We start from the raw sequence: 25,292 nt of genomic DNA on the forward strand, positions 1-25,292 counted from the left end.
TGCCTAATGCCTCAGCAGGCTGGCGTCGTCGACGTTCGCCGAGCGCCGGGTCCGGAAGATCGTCATGATGATCGCCAGGCCGATCACCACCTCGCAGGCCGCGACCACCATCGTGAAGAACGCCACCACCTGTCCGTCGAGTTGGCCGTGGATCCGGGAGAACGCGACGAACGCGAGGTTCCCGGCGTTGAGCATCAGCTCGACGCACATGAACATGACGATCGCGTTGCGCCGCAACAGCACTCCGGCCGCGCCGATGGTGAACAGCAGCGCCGAGAGGTAGAGGTAGTTGTCGGGGTTCATCGGCTCTCGCCGTTTCCGCCGTGGTCGGCACCGTGGTCGTCGGGGACCGGCCGCAGCTGCAGGATCGCGCTGACCGACAACTCCGAGCCGGTTCCGTCGGGCAGCCGGGCGGGCACGTCGACGGCGTTGTGCCGGGCGTACACCCCGGGATTGGGCAGCGTGGTCGGGTGACCACCGGGGGCGAACCGTTCGGCCGCGAGCTCGCGCTGGGTCTTGCGCCGCTCGAAGCGTTCCCGGTGGGCGAGCACCATGGCGCCCAGCGCGGCGGTGATGAGCAGTGCACCGGTCAGCTCGAAGGCCCACAGGTACTTCGTGAAGATCAGGGCGGCAAGGCCTTCGACGTTGCCGTTGGCATTGGCCTGGCCCAGACCGGTGAATCCGGCCGCCGACACGGTGCCGATGCCGGCGATCAGCAGCACACCGAAACCGACGCCGATCACGATCGCCGCGACCCGCTGCCCGCGCAATGTCTCCACCAGCGACTCCGACGAGTCGACGCCGATGAGCATCAGCACGAACAGGAACAGCATCATGACCGCGCCGGTGTACACCACCACCTGGACCACGCCGAGAAACGGCGCGTCCTGGGCGATGTAGAGCACCGCGAGCGCGATCATCGTGATGGCCAGCGAGATCGCCGAGTAGACCGCCTTCGGTGCGGACACCACACCCAGCGCGCCCGCCACCGTGACGACGGCGAGCACCCAGAAGAGCACTGTCTCACCCATGCGTGCTCCTCGCCGACGGCGGCGTGATGTTGCCGAGGTAGTAGTCGTCGTCGGTGCTGCCCGGCGCCATCGCGTGCGGCGGCGGCTCCATCCCGGGAGCCAGCGGGGCCAGTAGCTTGTCCTTGCCGTAGATCAGATCGGACCGGTTGTCGTCGGCCATCTCGTAGTCGTTGGTCATCGTCAACGCCCGTGTCGGGCAGGCTTCGATGCACAGTCCGCAGCCGATGCAGCGCAGATAGTTGATCTGGTACACCCGGCCGTAGCGCTCCCCGGGCGAGAACCGTTCGGTGTCGGTGTTGTCGGCACCCTCGACGTAGATCGCATCGGCGGGGCAGGCCCAGGCGCACAGCTCGCAGCCGATGCACTTCTCCAGACCGTCGGGGTACCGATTGAGTTGGTGGCGGCCGTGGTAACGCTTGGCCACCGGCCCCGGCTTCTCCGGATACTCCTCGGTGACGGGCTTTTTGAACATCGACCCGAAGGTGACGCCGAAACCCGCCACCGCGTCGAAGAACTTAGACATCTGCACGCTCCTTCACCGGCATCGGCGGCACCGGGAAGGCGCCGGGATCCGCCGGACGGACGGGGGATGGGGGAGATGGCGCCTTGGCGCGCCGCGACCGCCACAGGTAGGTGCCCAGCGCCGCGAACGCCACGACCGCGAGGCCGATCGCGGCGGTGGACCAGGTCTGGTAGCCGCGGTTGCTCAGCGTGTGGGTGGTCGCGACGATCATGATCCAGCCCAGCGAGACCGGGATGAGGATCTTCCACCCCAGCGCCATGAACTGGTCGTAGCGCAGGCGGGGCAGTGTCGCCCGCAGCCACATGAACACGAACAGGAACACCCACACCTTCGCGGTGAACCACAGCAGCGGCCACCACCCGGTGTTCGCGCCCTCCCACAGGCTCAGCGGCCACGGGGCGTGCCAGCCGCCGAGGAACAGCGTGGTGGCCAGCGCGGACACGGTGGTCATGTTCACGTACTCGGCGAGCATGAACATCGCGAACTTCAGCGACGAGTACTCGGTGTGGAAACCGCCGACGAGCTCACCTTCGGCCTCGGGCAGATCGAAGGGGGCGCGGTTGGTCTCGCCCACCATGGACGTCAGGTAGACCAGGAAGGACGGCAGCAGCAGGAACACGAACCACGTGTCCGTCTGTGCGGAAACGATGCCCGAGGTCGACATGGTGCCCGAATAGATGAACACCGCGGCGAACGACAACGCCATCGCGATCTCGTAGGACACCACCTGCGCCGACGAGCGCAGCCCGCCCAGGAGCGGATACACCGAGCCCGACGCCCATCCCGCGAGCACGATGCCGTACACGCCGATCGAGGTGACCGCCAGGATGTAGAGCACCGCGACGGGGAGGTCGGTCAGCTGCAGTGCGGTGCGGTGGCCGAAGATCGACACCTCACCGCCGAGTGGGATGACCGCGAACGCCATGAACGCGGGGATCACCGAGATCACCGGCGCAGCGAGGTAGATCCACTTGTCCACCCCGGCGGGGATCAGTCCCTCCTTGAGGGCGAGCTTGACGCCGTCGGCAAGCGACTGCAGCAGGCCGTGCGGACCGACCCGGTTGGGGCCGAACCGCATCTGCATGCGGCCCAGGATCTTTCGCTCGAGCAGGATCGCGGTGAGCACCGTCAGCAGCAGGAACACGAAGATGCCCAGCGATTTGGCGAGGATCAACCACCACGGGTCGTGCCCGAACAGCGTCGGGTCGGGATAGGTCACAGCTGCTCCCGTCCGATCGATACGACAGCGCCGGACGTCACGCCCAGCGTCGAATGCACCGTGCTGCCGGGCGAATTCGTCGGCAGCCAGACCACGCGGTCGGCCATGTCGGTGACGGCCAACGGCAGGGTGATCGCGCCGCGTTCGGTGCTGACGGTCACCGGGTCACCGGCGGCGGCGTCGATCTCGGCGGCCGTGGCGGCGGACAGCCGCACCACGGGGCGGTGGGCTGTACCCGCGAGATGCGGTTCGCCGTCCTGCAGTCGGCCGTTGTCCAGCAGGAGGCGCCACGTCGCGAGCACCGCCTGACCCCGCTCCGGTGCGGGCGATGGTGGCGCGGCCTGTCCGGCGGCGTCGCGCGCTCCTGCCCACAGCCCGATGCGGGCACGTTCGTCGGCCGCGGCCGAGGCGCTCGGCAGGCCGAGGTCGATCCCGATCTCGTCGGCCAGGTAGGTCAGCACCCGCTGGTCGGGAATCGCGTTGGTGCGCAACGACGCCTCGAACGGCCGGATCCGGCCCTCCCAGTTGACGAACGAGCCGGCCTTCTCCACGACCGGGGCGACCGGGAAGATCACGTCGGCACGCTCGGTCACCGCGCTGTGGCGCAGCTCCAGGCTGACCACGAACGGTGCGGCGTCGAGCGCCGCGACGGCGGCCGCCGGGTCGACCAGGTCGTCGATGTCGATTCCGCCCACCAGCAGGGCGTCCAGCCCGCCGGCCGCGGCGGCCGTGAGTATCGCCGCCGTGTCGCGTCCCGGCTCGGCCGGCAGGGTGTCGACGTTCCACGCGGCTGCCATCTGAGCCCGTGCGGTGTCGTCGCCGACGGGACGTCCACCGGGCAGCAGGTTCGGCAGCGCCCCCGCTTCGAGGGCTCCGCGCTCACCGGCCCGGCGGGGCACCCACGCCAGCCCTGCCCCGGTCGAGGCCGCGAGCCGCGCCGCGGCCGTCAGCGCTCCCGGCGTGGCCGCGAGCCGTTCCCCGACCAGGATGAGTGCGCCGGGCATCGCCAGCAGCTCGTTGCCGGCCAGGCCGTCCAGCGCCGCGGGTTCGGCACCCGGGGCGGTGAGGAACACCTCGCCGGACAGCTTGCGCAGACCGCGCGACGCCAGCGGTGCCACGGACAGCACCCGCACGCGGTGCCGCCGCACCGCCTTGCGCAGCCGCAGGAAGACGATCGGCGACTCCTCCTCGGGCTCGAACCCCGCCAGTAGCACGGCCGGGGCCTTCTCGAGATCGGTGTAGGTGACGGTCATCGGCCGGCCGGCGACGTGCGCGGCGAGGAACTCCGCCTCCTCGGCACTGTGCTGCCGGATGCGGAAGTCGATGTCGTTGCTGCCCAGCACGATTCGGGCGAACTTCGCGTAGGAGTAGGCGTCTTCGGCGGTGCACCGGCCGCCGACGAGCACACCCGCTCTGCCGCCGGACGCCGCCAGCCTGCCTGCCGCCACGCCGAGTGCTTCCGACCACGACGCCGGACGCAGCACACCGTCCTCACGGATCAGCGGTGTGGTGAGTCGATCACCCACTCCGGTATAGGTGAACGCCCAGCGGCCCTTGTCGCAGTTCCACTCCTCGTTGACCTCGGGGTCGTCGCCGGCGAGCCGGCGCAGCACCTTTCCGCGACGGTGATCGGTACGCTGCGCACACCCCGAGGCGCAGTGCTCGCAGACACTGGGGCTGGACACCAGGTCGAACGGCCGGGCGCGGAACCGGTAGGCGGTGCCCGTCAGCGCCCCGACCGGACAGATCTGCACGGTGTTGCCGGAGAAGTACGACTGGAACGGCTCCCCGGTGGCGATGCCCACCTGCTGGCTGGCCCCGCGCTCGAGCAGGTCGATGAAACGATCCCCGGCGATCTGGTCGGAGAAGCGTGTGCACCGGGCGCACAGCACGCACCGTTCGCGGTCCAGCAGTACCTGCGAGGAGATCGCGATCGGTTTGGGGAAGGTGCGCTTGACGTCGTCGAAGCGGGTCTCGGTGCGGCCGTTCGACATCGCCTGGTTCTGCAGCGGGCACTCGCCGCCCTTGTCGCAGATCGGGCAGTCCAGCGGATGGTTGATGAGCAGTAGTTCCATCACCCCGTGCTGCGCCTTGTCGGCGGCTTCGGAGGTGAACTGTGTTCGCACCACCATGTCGGGGGACACGGTGGTGGTGCAGGACGCCAACGGTTTCCGCTGTCCCTCGACCTCGACCAGGCACTGACGGCAGGCCCCGACAGGGTCCAGCAGCGGGTGGTCGCAGAAGCGGGGGATCTGTACCCCCATCAGCTCGGCGGCGCGGATCACCAGGGTGCCCTTGGGGACGCTCACCTCGGTGCCGTCGATCGTCAGCGTGACCATCTCGACCGGCGGTGCGTCGTGGCTGTGCTCGGCCAGCGTCATGCGCCCACTCCTTCCGGTGCCGCCAGCATCGACGCGTACGGATCGATGGGACACCCGGCGGGATCCAGGTGCGCCTCGTACTCGTCGCGAAAGTGCTTCAGGGACGACAAGATCGGGCTGGCGGCGCCGTCACCCAACGCGCAGAACGATTTTCCGAAGATGTTGTCGGAGATGTCGAGCAGCTTGTCGAGATCCTCCTCGGTGCCCCGGCCGGTCTCGAGGCGCTCGTAGATCTGCGCCAGCCAGTAGGTGCCCTCCCGGCACGGGGTGCACTTGCCGCAGGATTCGTGTGCGTAGAACTGCGTCCAGCGGCGCACCGCGCGCACCACGCATGTGGTGTCGTCGAAGATCTGCAAGGCCTTGGTGCCCAGCATCGACCCCACGCTCGCCATGCCCTCGTAATCGAGGGGCACGTCGAGATGTTCGGCGGTCAGCAGGGGAGTCGAGGACCCGCCGGGGGTCCAGAACTTCAGCTCGTGCCCGGCGCGCACACCACCGGCGTAGGAGAGCAGTTCGCGCAGCGTGATCCCCAGCGGCGCCTCGTACTGGCCCGGAGTGGTCACGTGCCCGGACAGCGAATACAGCGTGAACCCGGGCGACTTCTCCGTGCCCATCGACCGGAACCAGTCCACGCCGTTGCGCAGGATGGGCGGCACGCTGGCGATCGACTCGACGTTGTTGACGACGGTCGGGCAGGCGTACAGCCCCGCGACCGCCGGGAACGGCGGCCGTAGTCGGGGCTGGCCGCGGCGGCCCTCCAGGGAGTCCAGCAGCGCGGTCTCCTCGCCGCAGATGTAGGCCCCGGCACCGGCGTGCACCACGAGTTCCAGGTCGAAGCCCGAACCGCCGATGTCGGTGCCCAGATGGCCGGCCGCGTACGCCTCGGCGACGGCGGTCTGCAACCGGCGCAGCACCGGCAGCACCTCACCGCGCAGGTAGATGAACGCGTGGTGGGCACGGATCGCGTAGGCCGCGATGATCGCGCCCTCGACCAAGAAGTGCGGTGTGGTCAGCATCAACGGCATGTCTTTGCACGTGCCGGGTTCGGACTCGTCGGCGTTGATCACCAGGTAGTGCGGTTTGGCCGCCGGGCCTTCGTCACCCTGGGGGATGAACGACCACTTGGTCCCCGTCGGGAAGCCGGCGCCGCCGCGACCCCGCAGTCCGGAATCCTTGACCGTGGTGATGACGTCATCGGGGCTCATCGACAGGGCGCGCTCCAGCGCCTGATAGCCGCCATGGCGGCGATAGGTCTCGAGTGTCCACGGCTGGGGCTCGTCCCAGAAGCTGCTGAGCACGGGGGTCAAGGGGGTCATGGCGTGTCCGTCGCGGTCGGATCGGTCTCCGCGGTGTGCCCGCGGGCGGGAACATCGGCCGACGGTGCGGGTGCCGGCTGGTCTTTGACGGCCTCGGCCGCCTCGGCGTGCTCGTCTCCCGGGCCGTCGGCGGTGCTGTCGCTGGGGGGTCCGTCGGTGTCCGGGGCGCTCATGCCGCGTTCCCGGGCTATGAGCAGCCCGGCCAGTGTCGCCGGGCCCACCGCGCCCGCGTCGTCGGTGCTGTCCGAATGGGGAAGGCCGGCAAGGATTCTGGCGGTCTCGCGGAAGGTGCACAGCGTCGCGCTGCGCGAGGGTGTCGGCAGGTCGCCCTCGCGCAGCGCATCGACGAGGTCGCGCGCCGACGACGGCGTCTGGTTGTCGAAGAACTCCCAGTTCACCATCACGACGGGTGCGTAGTCGCACGCCGCGTTGCATTCGACATGCTCCAACGTGATCCGGCCGTCCGGAGTGCTCTGCCCGGCCCCGATCCCGAGATGGTCCTCCAAGGTCTCCAGGATCGCGTCGCCGCCCATCACCGCGCACAGCGTGTTGGTGCAGACGCCGACCAGGTAATCGCCGGTCGGAGTGCGTCGGTACATCGAGTAGAACGTCGCCACCGCGGTCACCTCGGCAGCGGTCAGGTCCAATTGCTCAGCACAGAAAGCGATCCCGGCCGGAGTGAGGTAACCGTCCTCGGCCTGCACCAGATGCAGCAGTGGCAGCAGGGCCGACCGCGAGTCGGGGTACCGGGCGATGATGACGGCGGCGTCGTCGCGCAGTCGCGCCGTGACGTCGGCGGGATAGCCGGCCGGGCCGTGGATCGGCGGACCGGGTTCGTCGGGCCGCTGCCCGAGTTCGAGAAAGATGCTCACTACCTTTGCCCCCGTCTCTTCGCGCGAGCGCTCATCGATCCACCCCGCCCATCACCGGATCGATCGACGCCACCGCCGCGATCGCGTCAGCCACCATGCCCCCCTCGCACATCGCTGCGACCGCTTGCAGATTCGTGAACGACGGGTCCCGGTAGTGCACCCGGTACGGCCGCGTCCCGCCGTCGGAGACCATGTGCACCCCGAGCTCCCCGCGGGGCGACTCCACCGCCGTGTAAACCTGCCCCGCGGGCACCCGGATCCCCTCGGTGACGATCTTGAAGTGGTGGATCAGGCCCTCCATCGAGCGGCCCATGATCTTGGCGATGTGTTCGGGTGAATTGCCCAGACCGTCGGGGCCGACCTCGAGATCGGCCGGCCATGCCAGCTTCTTGTCCTCGATCATCACCGGCTGATCCGCGAGCCGTTCCAGACGTTCCACGCACTGCTCGACGATCTTCAGGGACTCCCGCATCTCCTTGACCCGGATCAGGTAGCGGCCGTAGGAATCACAGCGGTCGTCGGTGATGACGTCGAAATCGTAGGTCTCGTAACCGCAGTACGGCTGCGCCTTGCGCAGGTCGTGCGGAAGGCCGGTGGCGCGCAGCACGGGTCCGGTGATGCCGAGCGCCATGCATCCCGTGAGATCGAGGTAGCCGATCCCCAGCGTGCGCGCCTTCCAGATGTAGTTCTCGTTGAGCAGGTTCTCCAGATCGCGCAGCCGCTCGGGCAGCAGGGTCAGCAGGTCGTGCAGCTGCGGCATGGCCTCGGGCGGGAGGTCGACGGCCACACCTCCGGGCCGGACGTAGGCGTGGTTCATCCGCAGCCCGGTGATGGTCTCGAACACCGACAGGATCAGTTCGCGTTCGCGGAAACCCAGGAACATCGCGGTCATCGCGCCGAGTTCCATTCCGCCGGTGGCCAGAGCGACGAGGTGGCTGGAGATCCGGTTGAGCTCCATCATCATCACGCGGATCACCGACGCGCGCTCGGGGATGGCGTCGGTGACGTCGAGCAGCTTCTCCACGCCGAGGCAGTACACTGTCTCGTTGAAAAACGGTGCCAGATAGTCCATCCGGGTGACGAAGGTGACACCCTGTGTCCACGTGCGGAATTCGAGATTCTTCTCGATCCCGGTGTGCAGATAGCCGATACCGCAACGGGCCTCGACGATCGTCTCGCCCTCGATCTCGAGGATCAGGCGCAGCACCCCGTGGGTCGACGGATGCTGGGGTCCCATGTTCACGACGATGCGCTCTCCGGCATGCTCGGCCGCGTTCTGCCGCGCCGCCATGACGACCTGGTCCCAATCCTGGCCGCCGACGACGACCACCCGCTCGGGTGGGCCTTGGGAAATCGTCATCAGTTGTAAGCCCTCCGCTCGTCGGGCGGGGGTATCTGGGCGCCGTGATACTCGACGGGCACCCCGCCCAGCGGGTAGTCCTTGCGTTGCGGATGGCCGACCCAGTCGTCGGGCATCTCGATGCGGGTCAGCGACGGATGGCCGTCGAAGACGATGCCGAAGAAATCGAACGTCTCCCGCTCGTGCCAGTCGGTGGTGGGATACACCGAGAACAGCGACGGGATGTGCGGATCGGCATCGGGCGCAGCCACTTCCACGCGCAGGCGCCGGTTGTGGGTGATGGACATCAGCGGGTAGACGGCGTGCAGTTCGCGGCCGTTGTCCTCGGGGTAGTGCACGCCGTTGACGCCCAGACACAGCTCGAAGCGCAGCGCGGCGTCGTCGCGCAGCGCCCGGGCCACCGTGAGCAGCCGGTCCCGGTGCACCTCGAGCGTCAGTTCGCCGCGGAACACGACGACGCGCTCGATGGACTCTGCGACCACGTCGTCGCCGAGTGCGGCCGTCAACGCGTCGACCACGCCGTCGAAATAGCCGCCGTAGGGCCGCGGCGTGCTCCCGGGCAGCGCCACCGGCCGGATGAGGCGCCCGTACCCCGAGGTGTCTCCGCTGCCCTTGGCGCCGAACATGCCGCGCCGCACGCCGATGACCTCGGGGCCACCGCCGTTGCCGTCGGTGCTCACCTCAACAGCCCTTTGAGCTCGATCGTCGGCGGAATCGCCAGCGCCGCCTGCTCGGCCTCCCTGACCGCCTCCTCGCGATTGACCCCGAGTGGCATCTGCTGAATCTTGTCGTGCAGCTTGAGGATCGCGTGCAACAGCATCTCGGGCCGGGGCGGGCAGCCGGGGAGGTAGATGTCCACCGGCACGACGTGATCGACGCCCTGCACCACCGCGTAGTTGTTGAACATCCCGCCCGACGACGCGCACACCCCCATGGCCAGCACCCATTTGGGCTCGGCCATCTGGTCGTAGATCTGCCGCAGCACCGGTGCCATCTTCTGGCTGACCCGGCCCGCGACGATCATCAGATCGGCTTGGCGCGGCGTCGCGGAGAACCGTTCCATCCCGAACCGCGAGATGTCGAACCGCGGTCCGGCGGTGGCCATCATCTCGATCGCGCAGCACGCGAGACCGAACGTCGCCGGCCACAGCGATCCCTTGCGCACGTAGCCGGCCACCTTCTCGACGGTGGACAGCAGGATGCCTCCGGGAAGGCGTTCCTCTAGTCCCATTGCAGGCCTCCTCTGCGCCACACGTAGGCGTAGGCGACGAAGACGATGATCATGAACAGCAACATCTCGACCAGTGCGAACAGACCGAGACTGTCGAAAGCGACCGCCCACGGGTACAGGAACACGATCTCGATGTCGAAGACGATGAACAGCATCGCGGTCAGGTAGTAGCGAATCGGGAAGCGCTGGCCGGTGGCCGCCGCGGCGGGGTCGGAGGCGTCCATCGGTTCGATACCGCACTCGTAGGCCTCGAGCTTGGCGCGGTTGTAGCGGCGGGGTCCGATCAACACCGCGATGCCCACCGAACCGACGGCGAACACCGCAGCAATCGCACCAAGAACCAGGATCGGCGTGTACAGGCTCATGCTGCGCGGGCGCTCCTCGGGGGCTGTCGATGTGAGCTATCACACAGCCTAGCCCTGTTCGGGATGCAAGCCACACATTTTGATTAGTATCGCTAGTGGCGTCCCCTCGGGATCCCCCCTTGCCTCCAAAAGGCAAGGCCAGCACGGTTTTTCACGTGCGGGCGGCTCAGGCCGCGGCGCGCAGGAGCGACACGACGGCGTCGCCGAGCCGGATGGGGTCGATCGGGTGGGGGACCGCCGCCTCCGCGCGGGACCAGTTGGCCAGCCACGCGTCGTCGGGCCGCCCCGTCAGCACCAGCACCGGTGGGCAGTGCTCGATCTCGTCCTTGAGCTGTTTGGCGATCCCCATCCCCCCGACCGGGGTGGCCTCGCCGTCGAGGATCACCAGGTCGAACCCGCCCTCGTCCATCTGCGTGATCACCATCGGGCCGGTGGCGACGTCCAGGTAGCTCAGTTCGGGGAGCTCGGGGTGCACCCGCTTGCCCAGGGCCAGCCGAACCTGCTCACGAGTCCTCGGATTGCTGCTGTAGACCAGGACGCGCAGCACACGTTGCGCCTCGGGCGTCGATGACGGCACCACCATGGGCGCGATGGTAGCCGCGGCGGGTCCGTCCGGACCGCGTTCTGGGGTCGGCGCGCTCACGATTCGGCGAGCAGTTCCGCGAGGTCGGCCGGATCGAAGTACTCGTCGATCCGGGTGATCAGCCCGTCGGCGCCGACCTTGATGACGATGCAGACCCGCATCGCCACCACCGCGCCGCGGTGGCCGTGGGCATGCAGGATGTGCTGCTGGACGAAGCCGCCCTCGAACACCTGCCGGTCCAGCACCTCGTAGCGCCGGTCGCTGGTGCTGTCGATGAACCAGCCGATGATGCGGACCGACCGCCTCCGGTCGTTGTCGCGCTCGTCCCCGGTCTTGCGCACCGCGATGCCCGGACCGAACAGCTGCTCCACGCCGGCGACGTCGCTGTCCTCGATCGCGCCGAACAGGCGGTCGGCGACGTCGAGAACCGTCTTCACCTCGGTCGCGGACACGGTGCTGAATTCAACGTTGACCTCAACTTCCGTTCAGGTTGAACAATGGACACATGGACCAGACCCCCACACTCTCCCGCTTCGACGATTTCTACAAGCACCAGACCCCGCCGTGGGTCATCGGCGAACCCCAGCCCGCGATCGTCGACCTCGAGCGTGCCGGCCACCTCCGCGGCCGCGTGCTCGACGTCGGGTGCGGAACCGGCGAGCACACCATCCTGCTGACGCGCCTCGGTTACGACGTCCTCGGCGTCGACGGCGCACCGACCGCGGTGGAGCAGGCCCGGCGCAACGCCGCCGCCCAGGGCGTCGACGCCCGGTTCGACGTCCGCGACGCCCTCGATCTCGGTACGTCGCCGACCTACGACACCGTCGTCGACAGCGCCCTGTTCCACGTGTTCGACGACGCCGACCGGGCCCAGTACGTCCGCAGCCTGCACGGGGTCACCCGGCCCGGTGCGCTGGTGGTCGTGCTGGCACTCTCCGATGCCGGCCGCGGCTTCGGACCGCAGGTCGGCCGCGACGACCTCGTCGGCGCCTTCGGTGCCGGGTGGTCGGTGGAGGACCTCAGCCCGACGACGTACCGCGGCGTGGTCACCGACATGCACGCCGAGGCGCTCGGCCTCGACGTCGGCACGCGGGTCGACGAGCCGGCCTGGCTGCTGCGGGCCCGTCGGATCTGAGCTCATCGCGGGGTCAGCCTCACCACGGCGCCGGACTCTCCGCCGGAGGCCCCCCGCGGCGTCAGCGGGGCCGCGCGGCCCGACTCGAAGGCCACCCATACCGTGTCGTCGGATCCCACGGCCACGCCGTGCGGTTCGGCCGGCCCCGGCGGGAGGACGAACTCCTCGACGTGGCCGTCCCAGTCGATGTGGCCGATCCGGTTGGCTCCCCACTCGGTGAACCAGCAACCCTGGGCGCCGGCGGCCAGCGCGTGCGGTCGGCAGTCCGGCTCCGGCAGCGCGAACTCCGTCACCTGCCCGGCGGGGTCGACACGCACGAGGTGCCCGCTGCCGATGCAGGCCGCCCACAGCGCGCCGTCGCCGCTTGCGATGCCGACGGGCGCCGCTGCGGTCGGCAGATCGACGATCCGCACCTCGCCGTCGACGGTGACGCGAGCCAGTGCGTTCGCGCCGTTCAACGCTGCCCACACCGCCCCGTCCGGGCCGGCGGTGAGGTAGGCCGGGAAACTCCCGGCGGGCAGGCTGACGACCGTCACCGTGCCGTCCGCTCCACATCGGCCCACCCGGTCGGCGGCGGACGCGGTGAACCACAGCGCGTCGTCCGGGCCGATGCAGACACCGAACGGAGCGCTGCCGGCCGCGAGATCGACGGTGGCGGCGGTGCCGTCCGGACGCACCGTGCCGAGGCGATCGTCCCCGGTGCGGGCGAACCAGGCCGCCGCATCCGGCGCGACGGTGACGGCGGTGGGGCGGGCGCCGGCGGGAGTCCGAAGGTGCCGCTGGGTTCCGTCGTCGGCGATCCGCACCACACCCCCGCCATGGGTCACCCACACCGCGCCGTCAGGGGATGTGGCGATGCCGTAGGGATCGGCGGCGCCGTCGAGGACGATCTCGTGTATCGACCCGATCGAATGCACCATCAGCCGTCGGCGTAACCGGGATGGTCGATCGCCAAACGGTGCCGCACCAGCAGCCGCAGGCAGTCCATCACCTCGTCGGAACGATCCTCCAGCGCGCCGTCGCGGATCGCTCGCGCCAGCGCCGTCTCGTCGGCGAACCCGAGACGCTCCAGCGCCGCGTGTACCGAACCGGCTGTCTCGTCGAGCAATTCGCGTTCGACGATGCGCAGCGCATTGGCCGCCACCCGGGCGTGGAAGCCGACCTGCCCGTCGCACGCGGCGCGGACCTCGTTGTCGAGGAAGTCGGCGACGGCGGCCACGAGCTCGGCCGCCGTCGGTCGCGTACCCGTCACCTGTTCTCTGTTCTTCGCGCGAGCGCTCATCACCGCGGCCCCTTCCCCGATAGCAGATCGAGCAGATCCCACTCCGTCTCGCTGACCCGCCGCCCGATCGCGGCGAGTTCGACCGACGGTGTCTCGCCCGACAGGTGCCGCTCGGCCTGGTGCCGGCAGATCACCCCCCACCGCAGCGTGGCGACCGTCAACCACCACCGGAACACCGACCGGTCGACGTCGACGCCGGCCGCCTCCTCGTAGGTACGCAGAAACGTCTCGACGCTGCCGAGTCCGCCGGCGCCGAGCATCTCGGGCGCGCCGAACCGCCACGCTCGGATGCAGAACCAGGCCAGGTCCTCGTAACGCTCACCGATGTGCGTCAGCTCCCAGTCCAGCACGGCCGCCAGACCGGACTGGTCGACGATCAGGTTGCCCATCCGGAAGTCGCCGTGCACCAGCACCATCGGGGACGGATCCGGACGCTCGTCGGCCAGCCGGCGGAACGTCCATTCGAACGTGGCTGTGGTGTCACCGATCTCGTCGAGCCGGGCGCGCCACCCGGCGAGGTCGTCGGGAGTGGTCAGCCCGACACCGTCGACAGTGGCCCGGTGCACCGCGGCCAGCGCCTCGGCGCACTGGCGCAGCAGCCGCGCCCGGCCGGCGTCGTCGAGGCCCCGGAAGATGCGTCGCACGATGGTGTCGCCCGGGATCGCGTCGCAGATCAGATACGGATTGCCCAGCGCGGCAGGGGAATCGCTGGCGGTCACGATGTGGGGGACCGGCGCCCCGGCGGCGGCCGCACGCCGCTGCACCTGCGCCTCGAGTTCCATGCCGGCATGGATGTCGTCCGGTGCGCCGGTGCGCAGGATCAGCGCGCGCCGCTCCCCGGCCACCGCCTCGAACGCCCACGTCGTGCGGCTCGCGCCGCCGGTCAACCGCTGCAGGTTCTCGACCGCCACGGCGCCGAGGACCGGCTGCAGCACCTCTTCGAGCCGATGCTCCAGGCTCACTTCCGGCCGAACCCGAACAGGCGCTGGGCGACACGGCGGATCTGGATCTCCTCGGCGCCCTCGGTGATCCGGTACCGGCGGTGGTGCCGATAGATGTGCTCGAACGGCTCGTGCCTGCTGTAGCCGACGCCACCGTGTACCTGCATCGCGCGGTCGGCGGCCTCGCACACCAGCCGGTTGGCGCGGTAGTTGGCCATCGACACCTTGTCGGAGACCTCCATGTGGTGGTTCGCGTCGAGCTGGCTGGCCGCGTAGTACACCAGCAGCCGCACCATCTGCGCCTCGGTCTGCAGCTCCACCAGCGGCCACTGCACCGCCTGATTGACCGCCAGCGGCTTACCGAACACCGACCGCCGGTTCGCGTAGTCGACGGCCCGGTCGATGCAGTACTGGCCGGCGCCCAGGCTGCTCGCAGCCTGTCGAATCCTGTTCTCGTGCAGGAACGTCTGACCGACCTCCAGCCCGCGCCCGACCTCCCCGAGCACCGCGTCGGCGGGCACCCGCACGTTGTCGAGGACGACCTCGCCGTGATCGGTCGGCATGTTGAACGTCCACCAGTAGTACGGCACCGAGAAGCCGGGCGCGTCGGTGGGCACCAGGAACGCGGTGATCCCGCGGGCCTGGCCGGCCTCGCCCGAGGTGCGGGCGAAGATCAGGTCGTGGGTGGCGCGGTGCACGCCGGTGTTCCAGCGTTTGCCGCCGTTGATCACCCAGTCGTCCCCGTCGCGGACCGCGGTGGTCTCCAGCCAGGTCGCGTCCGACCCGTGGTTGGGTTCGGTCAACCCGAACGCCATCGAGCGCTCACCGGTGATCAGGGCCTCGGTCCAGTCCCGCTTCTGCTCGTCGGTGCCGAACCTGTCCATCATGATGACCTGCGGGAAGTTGCCGACGATCGAGGACTCGTCCTGCAGATCGTTGTGCAGGCCGAGACCCTTGTGCGCCAGGTGCTCCCGGATGACGGCCATGTCGATGTTGGAGCCGTCGCGCCCGCCGAACTGCGACGGGAGGCCGTAGCGCAACCAGCCCGCGGCGTCGGCCCGGCGGCGCATCTCGCCGAGCAGATCCTCCCACTCCCGGCGCGGCACCCCGCCGTTCTCCCAATCGGTGCGCGCGTACTCGCGACGCTGATCGAAGTACTGGATGTGCTCCCGCTCCAGGGGTTTGATCTCGGCCTCGATGAAGGCGTCCATCTCGGCGAGAAGCCCCGGAAGGTGTTCGGGGAGGCTGAAATCCACGGTGATCTCCTTGATGTGCTCCGTCAGTACCCGTACAGCGTCTTCTTCCAGATCCGCGACAGCGTGACGATCGCGTCGCCGTCGTCGATCTCGATGTTCATCCCCATCCCGGCGCCCGCGGTGCCGACGAACACCGTGGTGAAGTTCTCGAACAGCAACGCGATTGCCGCCGCGGTGGGCTCGGGGTCGAGGTCCGCGGCGAACCCCTGATCCTGGGCGCGGCGGACCGAGGCGGCGACGATGTCGACGCCGAAGCGACGGAACTCGTTCTGGACGGCGGCGAAGCGCGGTTGGGTGGCGGCGAGCTGGGCGACCGCGATCATGATCCCGATGTTCTGCTTGAACATCGTCCAGTAGCCGGTGACCACCGTGGTGAAGAACGCGTCGTCGTCGGGAGAGTCGGGCAGCTGCAGCCGCAGACCCGACGGGGCCACCACGTCGTGCAGGAAGGACTGCGCAAGGGCGGCGAGCAGATCCTCCTTGTCGGCGAAGTACCGGTAGAACGCCGCCGTGGACCGCCCCGCGGCCGAGGTGATGTCACCCAGGGTAGTGCCGTGAAAACCGCGTTCGGCGAACAACTTCCGGGCGGCCTGCTCGATGGCGAGCCGGGTCTGACGGCCCTTCGCGCTGAGTTCCGACGATTCGGGCGGCACGGCGCGGCTAGTCCCGTTTCCGGTCGCCCGAGCGCAGCAGAGCGCTGGGCAGGTCGTGGCCGACCGCGTCCTGGGCGACGCGGGCGGCGGCGACGGCGGCGTCGAGATCCACGTCGACGTCGACACCGCAGTCGCGCAGCAGATACACCAGGTCCTCGGTGGCGATGTTGCCGCTGGCGCCGGGCGCGAAGGGACATCCGCCCAGCCCGCCGATCGACGCGTCGAGGCGCGTCACCCCCGCCTGGACAGCGGCGTAGGCGCTGGCCAGCCCGGCTCCGCGGGTGTTGTGGAAGTGCGCGCCCAGCGGGAGGTCGCCGACCCTCGGCCGCACGAGGGCGACGAGTTCGGTGACCCGGCGGGGGGTGGTGGTGCCGATGGTGTCCGCGATCGCGAGCCGGTCGGCCCCGGCGTCGACGGCCGCGGTGACGATGTCGACCACACGGTGCGGCGGCGTCGGCCCGTCGAACGGACAGTCCCAGGCCGTCGCGACGATCACCTCCACCGCGACGTCGCCGTCGTGGGCGATCGCGACGATCTCGGGGATCAATGCGGCCGCGTCGGCGGACGAGCGGCCGACGTTGGCCCGGCTGTGCCCGTCGGCGGCCGACACCACGTATTCGATCGAGCGCAGGCCCGCAGCGATCGCGCGGCGGGCGCCGTTGGGGCTGGCCACCAGCGCCGAGAACTCGATGCCCGGGAAGCGGTGCAGCTCGGCGGCCAATTCGGCGGCGTCGGCGAGAGCGGGCACCTTCGACGGCGAGACGAAGGCCGTCGCCTCCATCTCCCGCACGCCGGTGGCGGCGACGGCCCCGAGCAGGTCGAGCTTGGCCGACAACGGGATCGGCGCCTCGATCTGCAGTCCGTCGCGCAGTGACACGTCGCGGATGTCGACGTGGACCGGTGAGTCGCTCACAGCACCCCCTCCGCCTGCCATGCGTCGAGCTCGTCGTCGGAATGACCGAGCAGGTCCCGGTAGATCTCGTCGTTGTGCTGGCCGGGTCGCGACGGTCCGGCGCTGCGGATCGTCCCCGGGGTCTGCGACAGCACCGGGACCACGCCGGGACCCTTGACGTTGCGGCCGATCCGGTCGTCCCAGTGGTCGGCGATCATGCCGCGTGCCTGCAGCTGCGGATCCTCGACGACCTCGGCGACAGTGTTGATCGGACCGCTGATCACCCCGGCGTCCGACAGTGTCGCGATGATGTCGGCCGGCTGCCGGTCGGCCGCCCACGCGCCGATGATCGCGTCGAGTTCGTCCTGATTGCGGCCCCGCGCAACGTGATCGGCGAACCGCTCGTCGGTGGCCAGCTCCGGTCGGCCCATCGCCTGGCAGAGCCGCCGGAACACGGTGTCCTGGTTGGCGGCGATCACCACCCAGCTGCCGTCGGCGGTCGGATAGATGTTCGACGGGGCGATGCCCTCGAGCCGGGTCCCCGAGGGGCCGCGCACGATCCCGCCCACGTCGTAGTCCGGGATCGTCGATTCCTGCACGGCCAGGCAGGATTCGGTGAGCGCGGCGTCGACGACCTGGCCCTCACCGGTCACCGTGCGGCGGTACAGCGCGGCCAGCGCCCCCTGCGCGGCGAACATCCCGGCCAGGCTGTCGCCCAGAGACAGCGCCAGGCGTGGGGGAGGGCCACCCGGGAAACCGTTCATGTGCCGCAGCCCGCTCGCCGCCTCGGCCACCGAGGCGTAACCGGCCTTGTGCGCCTCCGGACCCGTCTGGCCGTAGCCCGACACCCGCACCAGGATGATGCCCCGATTGTGTTCGCGCAGAACGTCGTAGCCCAGGCCCCACTTCTCCAGCGTGCCCGGGCGGAAGTTCTCCACGATGATGTCGCTGCGCTCGACGAGTTCGAGGAACAGAGCACGGCCGGCAGGCACCCGCAGGTTCAGCGTGACGGCTTTCTTGTTGCGGGCGTGCACGGTCCAGAAGAAGTGGTGGCCGTCGAGCTCGGCCTGGCCCCAGGTGCGCAGCGGGTCTGGCGCGCCGGGGGGCTCGACCTTGATCACCTCGGCTCCCATGTCGCCGAGCAACCTGCCGGCGAACGGACCGGAGATCAGCGTGCCGACTTCGATCACCCGGACGCCGTCCAGCGGACCGGCGCAGGCGATTCCCCGGTCGCTTCGCTCCTGCCCGCCGAACGTCATGCCGAAAACCCGTGCCGCTGGAGCCAATCGGTCACGATGCCGACCGCCTCGCGCAGTTTGTCGCGTTGGTCGGGCCCGGCGTAGTAGTGGTTCGCGCCGGGGATCTCGTGCATCTCCTTGTCCGCATGCCCGATCGCCTCGAAGATCCTGCGGGTGTGGCTGGGTGTGCAGGCGTCGTCGGCCAGGTTGCCGATCACCAGCGCGGGCACCGCGAGGTCGGGTCCGCACTTCACCGCGTCGGCGTGCGCGTCGTCGTAACTCCACTGGGACAGCCAGCTGCGCAGCGTGCAGAAGCGGGCGAGACCCACCGGGCTCATGTTCACCACTGCAGGATCGCCCAGATAGCAGGTTCCCGGTGTGCGTTCGTTGGGATCGACCGTCGGATCGAGCCACCGGGGGTCGGCCATGGTGCCGTGTACGACGAACGCGAACTCATCATCGCCGCGGCCGGCCGCCTTCAGCTCGGCGAGCTTCTCCTTGACCCACGCGGTGATACGGCGGTTGCGCGCGATCTGTTCCTGCCGGTAGCGCTCGAGGAATTCCGGCGTGTAGGGCGGTTGGTTCGGGTTGTCGGGGTCGTACAGATCCAGCTCGGGGTCGCGGCGGGTGGGGTCGGTCTCGTCCAGGATGGACGCGTCCAGCCATTCGGTCATGGTGCCGTGCCTGCTGATGTGCGCGGCCAGCAGCATGATGCCGTCGGCAGGGATCAGGCCCAGCGTCGTGAGATCGGGTCCGTCGCCGGACGGACTGGACGTGACAGTCGGGTTTTGGGCCTGCTGCTGATAGAACGCCGACAGCGATCCACCGCCGCTCCAGCCCGCGAGGACCACCTTCCGATAGCCCAGCCGGTTCTTCGCGTCCTTGATGCACTCGCCGAGGTCCTCGACGACCTTCTCCATCAGCAGCGCCGAGTCGGTGCCGCGGAACCGGCTGTTGCAGTAGATGACGTGGTGACCCGCGCGCGCCAGCGCGTTGATCATCGGCAGGTACGCCCCGCCGCCGATGGGGTGCATGAAGACCAGCACGGTGTCCGACGGCCTGTCCCTGGGCTCGAGCAGATAGCTCTCCAGCACCACGAGCTCGGCGACGCCGCCGTAGACGTCGCGGACCGCCGAGTTGTTCTGGTAGGCAACGAGATACGGGATGCGCTCGTATTCGTGCTTGGCGGGTGTCGGCACTAGTGCTGCCCGAGGTCGCTGGCCAGTACCTCCGCCGAGGGCACCAACCGCTCACGGGTGTCCACCGCGATCACCTGCCAGTCGACCGACTGGTAGTCGTCGAACTTGCGGCGGGCCCGCTCGCGCGCCTTCTCCGGCGCACCGTGGTGCACGCCCTGCGGGGCGTGGGAGATCAGGCCGGGTGGCATCGGGATGCCGTAGAGCGAACCGCCGTGGAAGAACGCGATCTCGTCGAAATCGACGTTGCGGTGGTACCACGGGGTGCGCTCGGTGCCGGGCACGCCCTCGGCCGGCTTGGGCAGGAAGTTCATCACGTACACGCCGGTGGCCTGCATGAACAGATGCACCGTCGGCGGCAGGTGCACGCTGTTCGACGTCACCACGTTGTAGTCGGCGATGTTGAACGTGAAGGGGAAGTTGTCGCCCCGCCAGCCTTCGACGTCGAGCGGGTGGTGCTCGTAGTAGAGCGTCGTCGTCCCGACCCCGTCGATCGGGGAGTGCATCAGGCGCACCTCGTAGCTGTCGCGGCCGTCGTCGTCACACGGCGCCGGGTCGGGGATCACCGCCTGCGAGGGGTCGAACGGGAAGTGCCGGCCCAGTTGCCCCGGCGGCGGCACGCGGAACTCGTCGGTGGCCTGGATCATCAGCCACGTGCACGGACCGTCCGGGACGTGGCGCCACGTGCACGCCTTCGGCAGGTACACCCAGTCGCCCTGTCGGTAACGCAGCGGCCCGAACTCGGTCTCGAGCAGTCCGGTCCCCTCGTGCACGAAGCACAGCAGATCCCCGTCGATGTACCGGACGAAGAACGGCATCTCCTGGGCGCGCCGGGACAGCAGCACCTGGCAGTCGGAGTTCGAGAACATCAGCAGGGGAGCGCCGAAGGCGTCCCCGGCGTCGCTGGGTTTGAGCTCGCCGGCCAGGACGTCGAGCGGACGCAGCGGCCCGACCGACCGGTACGCCGTGGGATCGTGGCGCCGGTAGAGGTTCGCGGTCCGCCCTGTGAAACCGCCGCGCCCGAGTTCGTCGTCCTTGAGTCCGTCGAGATCGGCGTGAATCCGCTTCGGATACTTGCCTTTTCGAAGATGGACAAACGATTCCATGCCGTGCTCCTCCCAGGAAAGTGAAACTGACATTACTTTTATGTCGGCGGACGGTCAATGGCCCCGGGCCCCGCGGCGGAGGCTCAGTCGGTCAGGTCGACCCTGATGGTCAGCAGATGCGTGCCGAACGTGCGGACCCCGAGGTTGTTGAAGCGGGGGAGAGTCCGCATGCGCTCGTGCGGATCGTCGTCGGGCAGCAGGTGCGCCGTGCCGCGGTGCCACCGGCCGTTCAGCCGCACGCGCACGTGCGGATCCGCCGTGATGTTGCGGACGTACTGCGACCGGTCGCCGAACTCGGAGACGAACCAGAACTGATCGCCGATCCGTCTGCCGCCCACCGGGGTCCGTCGCGGTACACCGGACGTGCGGCCCGTCGTCTCCAGCAGCGTCTGGAAGGGCATGCGCCGCATCACCGGGTTGGCGAGGGTGCGCTGAAAGAACGTGGTGACGGTGTCGCGCAGCGTCTCTGCCATCGGAACCTCCCTGCCGGCCTCACACCATCGCGGTGCGAGGGATCGCGATGCCCAGGCTCAGCGCGCCGGCGAGCTCGCGGCTGGTGTCGTAATCGAACACCACGTGGCCGGCGATGACGTCGACATCGCGCTTGATGCGCTGCAGCGGATGGTCCACGAAGTGGGCACTGGCGCCCGACGACGCCAGCAGGTCGCCGACACCGCGCGCGATTCGGCAACGATGTGCGCCGCCGCCAGACGCGCCTGGCCGCGGACCGTGCGGCTCACGGGATCCCCGGCGCTCACGATCTCCTCGATGCCGTCCACCGTGTCGGACAGCAGGGCGCGCAGGGCGCGCAGCCGCACGGACGCCTCGCCGAGGCGGATCGCCGCCATCGGCTTGTCCTTCTGCAGGACGCCCTCGTAGGCGAGGTAGCGCTGCGAGAGCCGGTCGACGTAGATCTCGACAGCGCGCTCGGCGCTGCCGAGCGCCGGCATGGCCGCGAGCAGCGCCAGCGCGGGCACCATGGGCCAGCGGTAGGTGTGCCCGTCGTGGACGGCCGCGCCGGGCGATGCGCCGGTGTAGATGTCCGACACGGCGACCAGCCGATGCGCCGGGACGAACACGTCCTCGATCACCACGTCGTTGGAGCCGGTGGCGCGCATGCCGTCGGTGTGCCAGACGTCCTCGATGCGCACGGCGTCGAGGGGCAGCAGCGCGAGCATCGGTCGCAGGGAGTCCGCGCCGGACTCGCAGAGCGCCCCGACGATGATCCAGTTGCCGTGCATCACCCCGGTGGCCCAGGACCACCGACCGGTGAGCCGTATCCCGCCGTCGCAGCCGACGCCCTGCCCGGTCGGGGCGAGCGGCGCCGGCGCGAGGAACGGACGGGTGAGAAACGCCTCCTGTTGAGCCTGCTCGCCGAAGAGCGCGAGCATCCAGTTGTGCAGGGCGTAGAACCCCAGCGTCCAGGCGCTCGAGGCGCAGCCGTGCGCCATGCGCCGGACGGGGTCGAGGATCGCGGGGAACGGCGCCTGCACACCCCCGAACCGTGTCGGCACCAGGAGATCGAAGAAGCCCGACGCGGTGGCCTCGGCCAGGGTGTCCGCGGGCAGGCAGCGAAGCCGTTCCGCCGCGCCCGCACGTTCGGAGAGTCGCGCGACGAATGCAGGGCTGACAGGCGCGTCGGCAGCGACGGTCGAGGACATGGCGCGACGCTACCATACCTTTTGGTATGGAAGGCGGGTCAGCGCGCCAGCATGACGTCGAGGAAGCGTTCCTGCTGGGCGGCCAGCCGGGCGTCGGCCGGGGCATCGGAGAGATGCAGGAAACCGACACCCGCCGCGAACGTCGCATGGGCCCGCATGTCCGCCTCGTCAGGGTCGAAGCCGGCGTCCTGGAAGGCCGTGCGCACCGCTGCCACCACCGTGTGGTCGGCGGCGCGCACGCTGTCGGCCACGGCGGGGTCGGTGCGTGCCCACTCGCGCATGGCCCGTTCCAGGGCGCGCTGGCGCTCGGCGCGCAGTGTGGCCATCATCGTGGCCAGTCGCTCCCGCGGCGGCAGACCCGACAGCTCGCCGAATCCGCTGCGGTCGTGGTCCCGCAACTCGGCCCAGGCCCGGGCGAGGGCAGTGCGATACGCGGTCATGTCGGCGAAATGCCAGTAGAAGCTGCCCTTGGTGACGCCGAGGTGACCGCAGAGCCGGTCCAGCTTGAGCGCCTCGATGCCGGCGTCGGCGAGCAGGGTGAAACCGGCGTCGATCCAGTCGTCGACGGACAGTCTGCGAGACCCGGTCGCGCCCTTGGTCATCAGCGGAGCCTACTGATTTCGGCAACTGTGATGGCGGTCACTGCGGGCGAGGCGCCCACTCCGGTACTAATGCAGGGTTCACCGTACGGGCCAGTGCTTTGCCGCTCGCGGAGGCGGCGTTTGTCGCCGGCGTCAGAATCGCGAAGCGGCCGTATTTGGCGGTGTTTGCCGTGGCCGGGCTTTGTCCCGTGGGTGCCACATGTTTTACTGCAACCGCTACAACTGAACCTTTTCTCGGCCCACCCCATCGTCGGACCGTCTTTTTCGGGGTGGCGTCACAGTGCGGTGAAGACATCGCTGTGGTGTCGGCGACCGCTCGGGAAACGCAGGACGAACCGCCTCGGGCGGTACACCGAAGATGGATGGAATTGACCGTATGAGACTTCTTGACAGGATTCGTGGGCCTTGGGCGCGCCGCCTCGGCATGGCCGCGTTCGCCGCGATTTTGCTGCCTGGCGTCATCGGCCTGACCGGCAACACGGCGACCGCCGGGGCCTTCTCCCGTCCCGGCCTGCCGGTCGAGTACCTGATGGTGCCGTCGCCGTCGATGGGCCGCGACATCAAGGTGCAGTTCCAGAGCGGCGGCCCGAACTCGCCGGCGCTCTACCTGCTCGACGGCCTGCGCGCCCAGGACGACTTCAACGGCTGGGACATCAACACCCAGGCGTTCGAGTGGTACCTGGACTCCGGCATCTCCGTCGTGATGCCTGTCGGTGGCCAGTCGAGCTTCTACTCCAACTGGTACAAGCCGGCCTGCGGCAAGGCGGGCTGCCTGACCTACAACTGGGAGACCTTCCTGACCCAGGAGCTCCCGAACTTCCTCTCCTCCGAGCGCCAGGTCAAGCCCACGGGCAGCGCCGCAGTCGGCCTGTCGATGGCCGGTAGCGCCTCGCTGGTGCTGGCCGCCCACCACCCGGCCCAGTTCCCGTACGCCGGTTCGATGTCGGGCTTCCTGAACCCCTCCGAGGGCTGGTGGCCGTTCCTGATCAACATCTCGATGGGTGACGCCGGCGGCTACAAGGCCAACGACATGTGGGGCCCGGCCGAGACCGATCCGGCCTGGAAGTACAACGACCCGATGGTGCAGATCCCGAACCTGGTCGCCAACGGCACCCGTATCTGGGTGTACTGCGGTAACGGTCAGCCCAACGAACTGGGCGGCGGCGACCTGCCGGCCACGTTCCTCGAGGGCCTGACCATCAAGACCAACCGGACGTTCCAGGACAACTACGTCGCCGCCGGTGGCAACAACGGGGTGTTCAACTTCCCGAACAACGGCACGCACAACTGGGCGTACTGGGGACGTGAGCTCCAGGCGATGAAGCCGGATCTCATCTCCCACCTCGTCGGGTAGTCACCCGGCACAGCATTCGACGAAGCCCCCGGCCCCGTTGCCGCCGGGGGCTTCTTCGTGTCCCGGGCCGCTGGTTACTGTGGCGGTCATGACCGAGATCAACGCGATGGTGGCGCACGAGGACGGCGAGGGCGGCATCGTGCTGCGCCACGAAGTGGTGGACGAATCGTTCCTCCCCGAGGGCGACGTCCAGATCCGCGTCGAGTACTCCAGCGTCAACTACAAGGACGCCCTCGCCGTCACACCGAGGGGCGGGGTGGCCCGGTCGTACCCGTTGATCCCGGGCATCGACGTCGCCGGAACGGTGACCTCGAGCGCGTCCGCGGACTTCTCGGTGGGGGATGCGGTCATCGCGCACGGGCAGGACATCGGCACCGGCCGGCACGGCGGTTACGCCCAGACCGCCCGATACCCCGCGGACTATCTGGTCAAGCTCACCTCGCTGAGCACCGCGGACGCCGCGGCCATCGGGACGGCCGGGTTCACCGCGGCCATGAGCGTCGCCGCGCTCCGCGATCACGGCGTCGAACCGGGTGACGGTCCCGTCCTGGTCACCGGCGCGACGGGGGGAGTGGGCAGCGTCAGCGTCGACCTGCTCGCCGGGCTGGGCTATGAGGTCGTGGCCTCCACCGGCAAGGCGGAGTCGCGCGATCTGCTGCGTGATCTCGGCGCCGCCGAGGTGATCGACCGGGTGCCCGGTCCGGACGAGAAGGTGCGTCCGCTGGGCAAGGCGCACTGGGCGGCAGTCGTGGACTGTGTCGGCGGCACCACGCTGGCCTATGCGTTGAGCACCATGAAATATGGTGGCGTTGCTGCGATTTCGGGTCTGGCCGGATCTCCCGACCTGCCGGCGACGGTCATGCCGTTCATCCTGCGCGGCGTGACCCTGGCCGGGATCGACTCGGTGCTGCTGCCCATCGACCGGCGCCGCGAGGTCTGGGCGCAGCTCGAGTCTGATCTGGCGCCGCGCCATCTGGCCCGCATCACCCGCGATGTTCCGGTGCTGCGCGTCGACGACGTGCTCAAGACGATCATCGGCGGCGGGGTCACCGGCAGGACCCGGGTGGTCGTGCACGACGGGTTCTGACCCGGACG

At 69.3% G+C, this 25,292-nt stretch carries 27 protein-coding genes and 1 pseudogene; 3 read left to right on the top strand and 25 right to left on the bottom strand.

Features of this window, described 5'->3' with window-relative positions; genetic code table 11:
• Window positions 1-3 precede the first annotated feature (3 nt).
• The 13 genes from nuoK to MCHLDSM_RS27130 form a co-directional block, all read right to left on the bottom strand.
• The gene (nuoK, locus tag MCHLDSM_RS27070; protein WP_043406980.1) at window positions 4-303 is read right to left on the bottom strand and encodes an NADH-quinone oxidoreductase subunit NuoK; all 300 of its coding nucleotides are present in this window, start codon (window positions 301-303) and stop codon (window positions 4-6) included.
• On the bottom strand, window positions 300-1,031 hold the full coding sequence (locus MCHLDSM_RS27075) for an NADH-quinone oxidoreductase subunit J (RefSeq protein WP_048472773.1): 732 nt from the start codon (window positions 1,029-1,031) through the stop codon (window positions 300-302). The genes nuoK and MCHLDSM_RS27075 overlap by 4 nt, the downstream gene beginning before the upstream one ends.
• Window positions 1,024-1,554, bottom strand: a complete 531-nt coding sequence (gene nuoI / locus MCHLDSM_RS27080; protein ID WP_048416641.1) for an NADH-quinone oxidoreductase subunit NuoI — start codon at window positions 1,552-1,554, stop codon at window positions 1,024-1,026. The genes MCHLDSM_RS27075 and nuoI overlap by 8 nt, the downstream gene beginning before the upstream one ends.
• Window positions 1,547-2,773 carry an NADH-quinone oxidoreductase subunit NuoH gene (gene nuoH / locus MCHLDSM_RS27085; protein ID WP_048472774.1) on the bottom strand — a complete coding sequence of 409 codons (1,227 nt, stop codon included), beginning with the start codon at window positions 2,771-2,773 and terminating at the stop codon, window positions 1,547-1,549. The genes nuoI and nuoH overlap by 8 nt, the downstream gene beginning before the upstream one ends.
• The gene (locus MCHLDSM_RS27090; RefSeq protein WP_048472775.1) at window positions 2,770-5,154 is read right to left on the bottom strand and encodes an NADH-quinone oxidoreductase subunit G; all 2,385 of its coding nucleotides are present in this window, start codon (window positions 5,152-5,154) and stop codon (window positions 2,770-2,772) included. The genes nuoH and MCHLDSM_RS27090 overlap by 4 nt, the downstream gene beginning before the upstream one ends.
• Window positions 5,151-6,470, bottom strand: coding sequence for an NADH-quinone oxidoreductase subunit NuoF (nuoF, locus tag MCHLDSM_RS27095; protein WP_048472776.1), 1,320 nt, complete (start codon window positions 6,468-6,470; stop codon window positions 5,151-5,153). The genes MCHLDSM_RS27090 and nuoF overlap by 4 nt, the downstream gene beginning before the upstream one ends.
• Complete coding sequence (gene nuoE, locus MCHLDSM_RS27100) at window positions 6,467-7,342, bottom strand: NADH-quinone oxidoreductase subunit NuoE (protein WP_048472777.1); 876 nt, start codon at window positions 7,340-7,342, stop codon at window positions 6,467-6,469. The genes nuoF and nuoE overlap by 4 nt, the downstream gene beginning before the upstream one ends.
• 31 nt (window positions 7,343-7,373) lie before the next feature.
• On the bottom strand, window positions 7,374-8,702 hold the full coding sequence (locus MCHLDSM_RS27105; RefSeq protein WP_048472778.1) for an NADH-quinone oxidoreductase subunit D: 1,329 nt from the start codon (window positions 8,700-8,702) through the stop codon (window positions 7,374-7,376).
• Window positions 8,702-9,382 (bottom strand): NADH-quinone oxidoreductase subunit C, encoded by a 681-nt coding sequence (locus MCHLDSM_RS27110; RefSeq protein WP_048472779.1) that lies wholly within the window; start codon window positions 9,380-9,382, stop codon window positions 8,702-8,704. Before MCHLDSM_RS27110 ends, MCHLDSM_RS27105 begins: the two co-directional genes overlap by 1 nt.
• Entirely contained in the window at window positions 9,379-9,933 is a 555-nt protein-coding gene (locus MCHLDSM_RS27115; protein ID WP_048416588.1) for a NuoB/complex I 20 kDa subunit family protein, read from the bottom strand. Before MCHLDSM_RS27115 ends, MCHLDSM_RS27110 begins: the two co-directional genes overlap by 4 nt.
• Window positions 9,924-10,298, bottom strand: coding sequence for an NADH-quinone oxidoreductase subunit A (locus MCHLDSM_RS27120; protein WP_043407004.1), 375 nt, complete (start codon window positions 10,296-10,298; stop codon window positions 9,924-9,926). Before MCHLDSM_RS27120 ends, MCHLDSM_RS27115 begins: the two co-directional genes overlap by 10 nt.
• A gap of 166 nt (window positions 10,299-10,464) precedes the next feature.
• Window positions 10,465-10,881 carry an Rv3143 family two-component system response regulator gene (locus MCHLDSM_RS27125; protein ID WP_048473024.1) on the bottom strand — a complete coding sequence of 139 codons (417 nt, stop codon included), beginning with the start codon at window positions 10,879-10,881 and terminating at the stop codon, window positions 10,465-10,467.
• Window positions 10,882-10,937: 56 nt separating this feature from the next.
• Window positions 10,938-11,333 (bottom strand): nuclear transport factor 2 family protein, encoded by a 396-nt coding sequence (locus MCHLDSM_RS27130; protein WP_048472780.1) that lies wholly within the window; start codon window positions 11,331-11,333, stop codon window positions 10,938-10,940.
• A gap of 53 nt (window positions 11,334-11,386) precedes the next feature.
• On the opposite strand from MCHLDSM_RS27130, the gene MCHLDSM_RS27135 reads away from it, so the two are divergent.
• Complete coding sequence (locus MCHLDSM_RS27135; protein ID WP_048472781.1) at window positions 11,387-12,016, top strand: class I SAM-dependent methyltransferase; 630 nt, start codon at window positions 11,387-11,389, stop codon at window positions 12,014-12,016.
• 2 nt (window positions 12,017-12,018) lie between these two features.
• On the opposite strand, the gene MCHLDSM_RS27140 is transcribed toward MCHLDSM_RS27135, so the two are convergent.
• The 12 genes and pseudogenes from MCHLDSM_RS27140 to MCHLDSM_RS27195 form a co-directional block, all read right to left on the bottom strand.
• Window positions 12,019-12,936 carry a Vgb family protein gene (locus MCHLDSM_RS27140; protein ID WP_048472782.1) on the bottom strand — a complete coding sequence of 306 codons (918 nt, stop codon included), beginning with the start codon at window positions 12,934-12,936 and terminating at the stop codon, window positions 12,019-12,021.
• A complete protein-coding gene (locus MCHLDSM_RS27145; RefSeq protein WP_412178265.1) occupies window positions 12,936-13,268 on the bottom strand; it encodes a DUF6285 domain-containing protein in 333 nt (110 codons plus the stop codon). Before MCHLDSM_RS27145 ends, MCHLDSM_RS27140 begins: the two co-directional genes overlap by 1 nt.
• A 29-nt stretch (window positions 13,269-13,297) precedes the next feature.
• Window positions 13,298-14,254 carry a phosphotransferase family protein gene (locus tag MCHLDSM_RS27150; protein ID WP_048473025.1) on the bottom strand — a complete coding sequence of 319 codons (957 nt, stop codon included), beginning with the start codon at window positions 14,252-14,254 and terminating at the stop codon, window positions 13,298-13,300.
• 2 nt (window positions 14,255-14,256) lie between these two features.
• Window positions 14,257-15,495, bottom strand: coding sequence for an acyl-CoA dehydrogenase family protein (locus MCHLDSM_RS27155; RefSeq protein WP_048472784.1), 1,239 nt, complete (start codon window positions 15,493-15,495; stop codon window positions 14,257-14,259).
• 23 nt (window positions 15,496-15,518) lie between these two features.
• Window positions 15,519-16,148 carry a TetR/AcrR family transcriptional regulator gene (locus tag MCHLDSM_RS27160; RefSeq protein ID WP_048472785.1) on the bottom strand — a complete coding sequence of 210 codons (630 nt, stop codon included), beginning with the start codon at window positions 16,146-16,148 and terminating at the stop codon, window positions 15,519-15,521.
• Window positions 16,149-16,155: 7 nt separating this feature from the next.
• Window positions 16,156-17,061: a hydroxymethylglutaryl-CoA lyase gene (locus MCHLDSM_RS27165; protein ID WP_048472786.1), complete on the bottom strand. Its 906-nt coding sequence runs from the start codon at window positions 17,059-17,061 to the stop codon at window positions 16,156-16,158.
• Entirely contained in the window at window positions 17,058-18,299 is a 1,242-nt protein-coding gene (locus tag MCHLDSM_RS27170) for a CaiB/BaiF CoA transferase family protein (RefSeq protein WP_048472787.1), read from the bottom strand. The genes MCHLDSM_RS27165 and MCHLDSM_RS27170 overlap by 4 nt, the downstream gene beginning before the upstream one ends.
• Window positions 18,296-19,477, bottom strand: coding sequence for an alpha/beta hydrolase family protein (locus MCHLDSM_RS27175; protein ID WP_048472788.1), 1,182 nt, complete (start codon window positions 19,475-19,477; stop codon window positions 18,296-18,298). The genes MCHLDSM_RS27170 and MCHLDSM_RS27175 overlap by 4 nt, the downstream gene beginning before the upstream one ends.
• Complete coding sequence (locus MCHLDSM_RS27180; RefSeq protein ID WP_048472789.1) at window positions 19,477-20,580, bottom strand: homogentisate 1,2-dioxygenase; 1,104 nt, start codon at window positions 20,578-20,580, stop codon at window positions 19,477-19,479. Before MCHLDSM_RS27180 ends, MCHLDSM_RS27175 begins: the two co-directional genes overlap by 1 nt.
• A gap of 83 nt (window positions 20,581-20,663) precedes the next feature.
• Entirely contained in the window at window positions 20,664-21,053 is a 390-nt protein-coding gene (locus MCHLDSM_RS27185; RefSeq protein WP_048472790.1) for a nitroreductase/quinone reductase family protein, read from the bottom strand.
• 19 nt (window positions 21,054-21,072) lie between these two features.
• Window positions 21,073-22,241: pseudogene (locus MCHLDSM_RS27190) on the bottom strand (acyl-CoA dehydrogenase family protein).
• Window positions 22,242-22,279: 38 nt separating this feature from the next.
• Complete coding sequence (locus MCHLDSM_RS27195; RefSeq protein WP_048472791.1) at window positions 22,280-22,843, bottom strand: TetR/AcrR family transcriptional regulator; 564 nt, start codon at window positions 22,841-22,843, stop codon at window positions 22,280-22,282.
• Between the two features lie 376 nt (window positions 22,844-23,219).
• Here MCHLDSM_RS27195 and MCHLDSM_RS27200 point away from each other — a divergent pair, with 376 nt between their 5' ends.
• Both MCHLDSM_RS27200 and MCHLDSM_RS27205 read left to right on the top strand, forming a co-directional pair.
• A complete protein-coding gene (locus tag MCHLDSM_RS27200) occupies window positions 23,220-24,197 on the top strand; it encodes an esterase family protein (RefSeq protein ID WP_048472792.1) in 978 nt (325 codons plus the stop codon).
• A gap of 88 nt (window positions 24,198-24,285) precedes the next feature.
• On the top strand, window positions 24,286-25,284 hold the full coding sequence (locus MCHLDSM_RS27205) for an MDR family oxidoreductase (RefSeq protein WP_048473026.1): 999 nt from the start codon (window positions 24,286-24,288) through the stop codon (window positions 25,282-25,284).
• Window positions 25,285-25,292: the final 8 nt, after the last annotated feature.

Source organism: Mycolicibacterium chlorophenolicum, from assembly GCF_001044235.1.
Lineage (GTDB): Bacteria > Actinomycetota > Actinomycetes > Mycobacteriales > Mycobacteriaceae > Mycobacterium > Mycobacterium chlorophenolicum.

Excerpts from the sequence above, each read along its gene's own strand:
- MCHLDSM_RS27115 (WP_048416588.1), bottom strand. The coding sequence starts at position 9,933 with ATGGGACTAGAGGAACGCCTTCCCGGAGGCATCCTGCTGTCCACCGTC.
- MCHLDSM_RS27135 (WP_048472781.1), top strand. The coding sequence starts at position 11,387 with ATGGACCAGACCCCCACACTCTCCCGCTTCGACGATTTCTACAAGCAC.
- MCHLDSM_RS27120 (WP_043407004.1), bottom strand. The coding sequence starts at position 10,298 with ATGAGCCTGTACACGCCGATCCTGGTTCTTGGTGCGATTGCTGCGGTG.
- nuoF (WP_048472776.1), bottom strand. The coding sequence starts at position 6,470 with ATGACCCCCTTGACCCCCGTGCTCAGCAGCTTCTGGGACGAGCCCCAG.
- MCHLDSM_RS27140 (WP_048472782.1), bottom strand. The coding sequence starts at position 12,936 with ATGGTGCATTCGATCGGGTCGATACACGAGATCGTCCTCGACGGCGCC.
- MCHLDSM_RS27200 (WP_048472792.1), top strand. The coding sequence starts at position 23,220 with ATGAGACTTCTTGACAGGATTCGTGGGCCTTGGGCGCGCCGCCTCGGC.
- nuoI (WP_048416641.1), bottom strand. The coding sequence starts at position 1,554 with ATGTCTAAGTTCTTCGACGCGGTGGCGGGTTTCGGCGTCACCTTCGGG.
- MCHLDSM_RS27205 (WP_048473026.1), top strand. The coding sequence starts at position 24,286 with ATGACCGAGATCAACGCGATGGTGGCGCACGAGGACGGCGAGGGCGGC.
- MCHLDSM_RS27105 (WP_048472778.1), bottom strand. The coding sequence starts at position 8,702 with ATGACGATTTCCCAAGGCCCACCCGAGCGGGTGGTCGTCGTCGGCGGC.
- MCHLDSM_RS27180 (WP_048472789.1), bottom strand. The coding sequence starts at position 20,580 with ATGGAATCGTTTGTCCATCTTCGAAAAGGCAAGTATCCGAAGCGGATT.
- MCHLDSM_RS27170 (WP_048472787.1), bottom strand. The coding sequence starts at position 18,299 with ATGACGTTCGGCGGGCAGGAGCGAAGCGACCGGGGAATCGCCTGCGCC.
- MCHLDSM_RS27125 (WP_048473024.1), bottom strand. The coding sequence starts at position 10,881 with ATGGTGGTGCCGTCATCGACGCCCGAGGCGCAACGTGTGCTGCGCGTC.
- MCHLDSM_RS27195 (WP_048472791.1), bottom strand. The coding sequence starts at position 22,843 with ATGACCAAGGGCGCGACCGGGTCTCGCAGACTGTCCGTCGACGACTGG.
- MCHLDSM_RS27075 (WP_048472773.1), bottom strand. The coding sequence starts at position 1,031 with ATGGGTGAGACAGTGCTCTTCTGGGTGCTCGCCGTCGTCACGGTGGCG.
- MCHLDSM_RS27185 (WP_048472790.1), bottom strand. The coding sequence starts at position 21,053 with ATGGCAGAGACGCTGCGCGACACCGTCACCACGTTCTTTCAGCGCACC.
- MCHLDSM_RS27090 (WP_048472775.1), bottom strand. The coding sequence starts at position 5,154 with ATGACGCTGGCCGAGCACAGCCACGACGCACCGCCGGTCGAGATGGTC.
- nuoK (WP_043406980.1), bottom strand. The coding sequence starts at position 303 with ATGAACCCCGACAACTACCTCTACCTCTCGGCGCTGCTGTTCACCATC.